Genomic DNA, 1,470 nt, shown 5'->3' with positions numbered 1-1,470 from the left:
GCGATGGACACCCTTGCCTTTGGCTAGCAGACTCGTGCTGCCTCGCCTGCAGTGGACTTTCCCCACCAAGTTAACGCCCATGCCGGGCGCACGTGTACTCAACCACCTGGGGCAAGCCCGGGTGGTTGTTTCATTTCCCAGTTAATCCCAATGTGTCAACCCATATCCAACTTAGCACAAGTTTACTGTGGAAGGCCATTTTCGTCCATGGCAAGGAATAGTATTTCTCTAGTATTTCCTCTGTGCTCTGTTAATTCTGCAATTTAACTGGGGGTTTTGCGACTGTATCTAAAATGGAATCATTTTTGCCTTACCCATCTTACTAAAAGGCCATCTAGCAGGTTTTTCCTATCAACAATCTTTGTGAAGAATTTGCGTTCTTCAACTGGCAATAGTTTACACGCCGCCAAGAATGCTCTTTTGGTCCATAAGTCCATCGCGGCGTATTGCTCCTTGAGCTCGCGAATCCAATCAGCACAATTATTTGCTAAAGCCACAAGTAATATCTCTCTTCTTATGTTTGGCGACGCATTACCATACTTACCAAGGATTCTGTGGACCTGATTAAGTTCTGTTTTTTTGTTAAACAGTGAAAGAATTGACATTTGAAAATACTCATTTGATGAAATAATCTCATTATCTAATAGTTCGATCAGTTGCGCACCTATGTAGGGCCATTCTGTTTGAGGGTGATTACCGATGGATATAAAATAACGACAGACTTCACTCAAAGCTGGGATTAGTGCGTTGAAGTTAGTGATGCAGAAATCAATGGCGGATGGATGTCCAACCTGAGTAAGCCTTCGAATAAACCAACGCAAACGGACATAATTAGGCTCTGTTTGATTGAGATAGTCTTCTAAAATCGTGTTTATTATATCTGGCGTGAACATTTTTAAGTCATCATCCGAAACTTGACTCAATAGTACGGTTTGATATGGATTTCCGTTGGAATACTTTCGTATAATATTCAAAATCTTTGCTTCTAAATCGTTGATTGGTCTATCTTCAACCATACAACGACAATAATCCTGAAAATCAGAGCGCTCAAATATCTTAGTCTTTTGTCTTTGAAGCATGAGTCTTTGTTGCTTATCTAAAATTTCAGCAATTGTATAAAGTGTGGTTCGCGCCTGAACTTTACTGTTACAGAAAATGATTATATCATCGCTGAACCTGCAAAATTTTATTCCACGCGCAACTAGGCTATTATCAACAGGGCGAATCGATGCCTCCGCTAGAAGGTGCACAGCATGAGGACCTATTGGAATTCCGCGAGAAACTTTTGCTGTAACACTTTCCAAGAGTCTTAGTATCCACTTTATTGCTTGGTTTGGAAAGCCAACATCAATTAGTTGGTTCTCAATGGTGTGATTGGTTGTGTCAATCAAAAAGTTACCCACCACGGTAATCAAAAAGGGAACCACCCCTGGACATAAAAATCCTCTTGAACTAATACTGTCTTCTGCT

The 1,470-nt window shown here is 41.0% G+C and carries 1 protein-coding gene; it reads right to left on the bottom strand.

The genetic code is table 11. The features are described from left to right. Positions 1–299 precede the first annotated feature (299 nt). Positions 300–1,470, bottom strand: a 1,171-nt coding sequence (locus BUA65_RS17525) for an RNA-directed DNA polymerase (RefSeq protein WP_131821558.1), incomplete at its 5' end; no start/stop codon positions are given.

Origin of the sequence: Desulfofundulus thermosubterraneus DSM 16057 (genome assembly GCF_900142025.1) — a bacterium.
GTDB classification, from domain to species: Bacteria; Bacillota; Desulfotomaculia; order Desulfotomaculales; family Desulfovirgulaceae; genus Desulfofundulus; species Desulfofundulus thermosubterraneus.
The sequence above is the reverse complement of the archived record's forward strand: the minus strand, read 5'-3'. Positions and strand labels throughout refer to the sequence as shown.